The sequence below is a fragment of the Rhodococcus sp. O3 genome (genome assembly GCF_048897285.1).
In the GTDB taxonomy this organism is placed as follows: domain Bacteria; phylum Actinomycetota; class Actinomycetes; order Mycobacteriales; family Mycobacteriaceae; genus Rhodococcus.
On sequence record NZ_JBMBTE010000201.1, the window covers coordinates 1 to 5,664 of the forward strand.

Here is a 5,664-nt window from a genome sequence, read left to right on the forward strand (position 1 = left end):
GCACCGACTCCTCGACCAGGTCCAGGACCTGGGTGAGTTCCTTTTCCGCGTGCCCGGACGCGAGACGTGCGACGAGACCGTCGAGTACCAGATCCAGATAGCCGAGCAGCACACCGGTGGGCACGTCGTCGCGCAGCCGGCCGGCTTCCCGCTGCCGCTCGAGCCGGCGTTCGGTCGCCTCGGTCAGCTGCGCCGAATGCGCGGTCCACGCCCGCGCGAACTCGGGATCGGTACGCAGCCTGCGGGTGATCTCGAGTCGGGTGCCGAGCCAATCGAACTGTTCGGGCGTGGCGAGCATGTCCCGCATCACCTGGACGAGACCTTCGTCGGCCGCGACCTCCGCCATCCTCCGGGCATCCTCCTGGGCGAGCGCCAGGAAGAGTCCGTCCTTGTCCTTGAAGTGGTGGAAGATCGCGCCGCGCGACAGCCCGGTGGCGTCCTCGAGACGCCGAACCGTCGCGCCTTCGTAGCCGTGTTCGGCGAAGCAGCGCCGCGCGCCGTCGAGAATCTGGCTCCGCCGCGCGGCGAGATGGTCCTCACTGACCTTGGGCACCGGCACCTCCTTCGTCGTGTGCGGTGAGCACTTCGGCTTTCCGTGGGCGTGGGGCCCGTGGGGCCGTGGGAAGGCCCCCGTGGCGCAAAGCGCTCACGACCACTACCGAATCGACGGTGTACCACCGCGAAACGTGGTCGTGAGCGCTTGGCGCCTGTGCGGGCCGACAGTGCTCACCGTGCGCGTCGCGCCCGGGGGCGGCGACGCGCACGGGGCGGGCGGCCGCCTCACCGGAACGGCGAGGCAGCCGCACAGCCGTCTCTATCCCCGAATCATGTTGCGCAGGACGTACTGCAGGATGCCGTCGTTGCGGTAGTAGTCCGCCTCGCCGGGGGTGTCGATGCGCACGACCGCGTCGAAGACGACCTTCTCGCCGTTCTCCTTGGTCGCGGTGACCTTCACCGTGTCCGGGGTGACACCCTCGTTGAGCTTCTCGATGCCCTCGATGTCGAAGACCTCGGTGCCCGTCAGGCCCAGCGACTTCGCGGACTCGCCGGCCGGGAACTGCAGCGGGATGACGCCCATGCCGATGAGGTTCGAGCGGTGGATGCGCTCGAACGACTCGGTGATGACGGCCTTCACGCCGAGCAGACGGGTGCCCTTGGCGGCCCAGTCACGCGACGAACCGGAGCCGTACTCCTTGCCGCCCAGGACGACCAGCGGGATGCCGGCCTCCTGGTAGTTCTGCGACGCGTCGTAGATGAACGACTGCGGAGCGCCTTCCTGGGTGAAGTCGCGGGTGTAGCCGCCCGAGACGCCGTCCAGGAGCTGATTCTGCAGGCGGATGTTCGCGAACGTGCCGCGGACCATCACCTCGTGGTTGCCACGACGCGAACCGAGCGAGTTGTAGTCCTTGCGCTCGACACCGTGCGCATCCAGGTACTGCGCGGCCGGGGTGCCGGGCTTGATCGGGCCGGCCGGGCTGATGTGGTCGGTGGTGACCGAGTCGCCGAGCAGCGCGAGCACGCGGGCGCCCTTGATGTCCTCGACCGGCTGCGGCTCGAGCGGCATGCCGTCGAAGTACGGGGCCTTGCGGACGTAGGTGGAGTCCGGGTTCCACGCGAACGTGTCGCCCTCGGGGGTCTCCAGGTTCTGCCAGCGGCTGTCACCCTTGAACACGTCGGCGTAGGACTTGCGGAACATGTCCTGGCTGATCGCCGACTTGATGGTGTCGTCGATCTCCTGCGCGGACGGCCAGATGTCCTTCAGGAACACGTCGTTGCCGTCCTGGTCCTGGCCCAGCGCGTCGTGCTCGAAGTCGAAGTCCATCGTGCCCGCGAGCGCGTACGCGATGACCAGCGGCGGGGACGCCAGGTAGTTCATCTTGACGTCGGGGGAGATGCGACCTTCGAAGTTGCGGTTGCCCGAGAGCACCGCGGTCACCGACAGGTCGTTGTCGTTGACGGCCTTGGAGATCTCCTCCGGCAGCGGTCCGGTGTTACCGATGCAGGTGGTGCAGCCGAAACCGCCGAGGTAGAAGCCGAGCTTCTCGAGGTACGGCCACAGGCCGGCCTTCTCGTAGTAGTCGTTGACGACCTGCGAACCCGGAGCCATGTTGGTCTTGACCCACGGCTTGCTGGACAGGCCCTTCTCGACCGCGTTGCGGGCCAGGAGGGCAGCGCCCAGCATGACCGACGGGTTCGAGGTGTTGGTGCAGGACGTGATGCCCGCGACCACCACGGCACCGTGGTCCAGGATGAACTCGCCGCGGTCCTCGGAGACGACCTTGACCGGCTTCGACGGACGGCCGTGGGCGCCGTTGGCAGCCGAGTGGACGACGACGGCGTCGTCGTCGGCGAAGGACAGGACGGCCGGATCGGACGCCGGGAAGGACTCCTCGACGGCCTCGTCGAGCTTGCTGTGCTCGGCCGGCAGCTGCTCCTCGACGTAGTTGTGGATGTCCTTGCGGAAGGCGATCTTCGACTCCGACAGCAGGATGCGGTCCTGCGGGCGCTTCGGGCCGGCGATCGACGGGACGACCGTCGACAGGTCCAGCTCCAGGTATTCGGAGTAGGCCGGCTCGTTCGCGGCGTCGTGCCACATGCCCTGTTCCTTGGCGTACGCCTCGACGAGCGCGAGCTGCTCGTCGCTGCGGCCGGTCAGGCGCAGGTAGTTGATGGTCTCGCCGTCGATCGGGAAGATCGCGGCGGTGGAACCGAACTCGGGGCTCATGTTGCCCAGCGTCGCGCGGTTCGCGAGCGGCACCTCGGCGACACCGGCGCCGTAGAACTCGACGAACTTGCCGACCACACCGTGCTTGCGGAGCATGTCGGTGACGGTGAGCACGACGTCGGTGGCGGTCACACCGGGCTGAATCTCACCGGTGAGCTTGAAGCCGACCACGCGCGGGATGAGCATGGAGACCGGCTGGCCGAGCATCGCGGCCTCGGCCTCGATGCCGCCGACGCCCCAGCCCAGCACGCCGAGGCCGTTGACCATCGTGGTGTGCGAGTCGGTGCCGACGCAGGTGTCGGGGTAGGCCTGCCCGTTGCGGACCATGACGGTCGGCGCGAGGTACTCGATGTTGACCTGGTGGACGATGCCCATGCCCGGGGGGACGACCTTGAAGTCGTCGAACGCGCCCTGGCCCCAGCGCAGGAACTGGTAGCGCTCGCCGTTGCGCTGGTACTCGAGGTCGACGTTGCGCTCGAGCGCGTCGGCGGTGCCGAAGTAGTCGAGGATGACGGAGTGGTCGATGACCATGTCGGCCGGCGACAGCGGGTTGACCTTGTTGGGGTCGCCGCCGAGCGTGGTGACGGCCTCACGCATGGTGGCGAGGTCGACCACACAGGGCACACCGGTGAAGTCCTGCATGATCACGCGGGCAGGGGTGAACTGGATCTCGACGCTCGGCTCGGCCGAGGGATCCCAGTTCGCGATGGCGCGGATGTGGTCAGCGGTGATGTTCGCACCGTCTTCGGTGCGCAGCAGGTTCTCCGCGAGAACCTTCAAAGCGTAGGGCAGCTTCTCGGTGCCGGGAACAGCGGAGAGGCGGAAGATCTCGTACGAGTTCTCTCCGACCTCCAGCGTCCCTTTGGCGCCGAACGAATCAATACTGGTGCTCACGTCAGCTCCACTCGTAGATGAGGCTCGCCGCCGACGGGGCTGTGTCGACGGCCGAAGCGAGGCACACGAAACCGCACCGTGTTCCCAGGGGCGGGGGTGGTGGTGTCGTGGCGTCTCGCACCGAGTCTAACAGTACGCTTGTCCTGCAATGCGCGCGGCGCAACCCTCGGTTGTGTCCTCGCACCGCGCCCGGGTGCCGGTGCGGGCCGGCCGTCCGCACCCATCGCGTAGGGTGCGGATGTCGCCGCGCGCGGGGTCTGCGAGTCCATCCGACTCATCGGGCCCGACCGCGGTCCCGTCCCCGCACCACCGGAGAGAGATGTCTGCGCCACTGCCACGAATTCCTGTGCCATCGGCCACGGACCTCCCGCCGAGCGTCACGCTCGAGCAGGTGCTGGCAGACCTTGCCGACGACGGGGTATCCGCGCCGTCCGACCGCGTCGACGACCTGGTCGAGCAGGTGGAACGCGCCCAGGACCACGGCATCGACCTGCGCGTGGTCGTCGTCGACCGGGACCCGCGGATCGACTCGCAACTGCGTGACCTCGCGACCGAGGTCGGAAGCGAGCAGGGCGGCACCGTGCTCGTGCTCAGCCCCGGCTGGGTCGGCGCCTACAGCGACAGCCTCGATCGGGTGACCCTCGAGGCGGCGCAGGACCGCACGTACACCGGCGACCCGGTCGTCTCCACCCGCAACTTCGTCGACTCGATCACCGAACCCGGTCCGGACTGGACCGCCTGGACCGTCGTGCTGATCGTGCTCGTCGCGGCCGCCGCCGGCGCGACCGCGGCCGCGAAGGCCGTGCGCCGCCGCAAGGACGAGGCCGCGATCGTCGAACCCGACGTGCGGTAGCGAACACTCCTTCACCTGGCCGCTCCGTGTCGGAGCGGCCGTCCTTCCGTGCGCTCACCCGGGCCGCGCCTTCGTCGACCCTTCGTCGACACGGACAAAATTTTGCGGCTTTATCTGTGACAGTCGCGCGAAATGAGCCCGATGTGTCGTACGGTGCCATTGGCGCTCTTGGGGAAGGAGTGTCGCACTTGCCGTCGTGGGACCACAGTCCACGGCGGCGGAACGGCTCTGCGGACAGATCGCGCGGCGCGCGATCCGATGCAGCGTGCAGTCCTTCCCTCGGCGCGGCGGATCGGTTTCGTCCGCGACACCACCGAGGGAGAAATGATGTGACGCGCTTCGGTTTCCACGGGGGAGATTCGCGACGGTTCGGGTCGCGGCGGCATCGTCGCGGTGGGGGAACCGGCCCACGGCCGTGGGCCGGGTCGCGGCTGCCGGCCGGACGGCTGTTCATCGGACGCCGGCTGTTCATCGGACGCCGGCTGTTGATCGCACTCGGACTCGTCGCGTCACTGCTCGTGGGGACCGCCGCCTCGGTGGGGGCGGTACCGGAACCACCTCCGAACCCGAGCGACGACGCACTCGCGGCCGCCGGAGCGGCCGTCGACACCGGCATCGACCGCGTCGGCGAGCTGATCGTGCGCATCGCGTCCGCCGATCAGCAGCTCGCCGAGCTGGAGAACCAGGTCGCGATCAAACGCGAGAACGTCAATCGCGCGCTGGTGGACCTGCAGAACGCCCGGGACGCCGCCGACGCCGCCGCCTATGCCGTCGTGCAGTCGCAGCAGGCGCTCCGCGACGCCGGCATCCGGATCCAGCAGGCGCAGAGCGATTTCGACGCGTTCGCCCGGAGCAGCTACACCCGCGGCATCAACGCCGCGTCGCTGTCCGCGTTCCTCGGTTCGGCCGGACCGGATGAGCTGCTCGATCGTGCTCAGGTGATGCGGCTCCTGTCGGCGGGGCGCAATGCCGTGCTCGACGCGCTCGAACGTGCCCGCACCGAGGAAGCCAACAAGAATTCCCGTGCGCGGGCGGCCAAGCAGGAGGCCGACGCGGCGGCCGAGGCGGCCGAACAGCGCAAGGCCGACGCCGAGGGCGCGATCGCGCAGGCCCGGTCGGCGCTGGACCAGCAGGCTGCGGACAAGCAGCGCATCGAGATCGAGCGTGCGGCGGCGCAGGCCGAACTGGATGC

Annotated in this window: 4 protein-coding genes; 2 read left to right on the forward strand and 2 right to left on the reverse strand. The window is 68.8% G+C overall.

The genetic code is table 11. The annotated features are described in order from the left end of the window. Positions 1–553, reverse strand: a 553-nt coding sequence (locus tag ACN675_RS27305) for a TetR/AcrR family transcriptional regulator (protein WP_420753798.1), incomplete at its 3' end; no start/stop codon positions are given. A 261-nt stretch (positions 554–814) separates the two neighbouring features. Beyond that, a complete protein-coding gene (gene acnA, locus ACN675_RS27310; RefSeq protein WP_420753799.1) occupies positions 815–3,619 on the reverse strand; it encodes an aconitate hydratase AcnA in 2,805 nt (934 codons plus the stop codon). A gap of 346 nt (positions 3,620–3,965) precedes the next feature. Here acnA and ACN675_RS27315 point away from each other — a divergent pair, with 346 nt between their 5' ends. Next, a complete protein-coding gene (locus tag ACN675_RS27315; RefSeq protein WP_420753800.1) occupies positions 3,966–4,472 on the forward strand; it encodes a DUF6676 family protein in 507 nt (168 codons plus the stop codon). Positions 4,473–4,918: 446 nt separating this feature from the next. Then, a partial coding sequence (locus tag ACN675_RS27320) for a coiled-coil domain-containing protein (protein WP_420753801.1) occupies positions 4,919–5,664 on the forward strand: 746 nt, incomplete at its 3' end.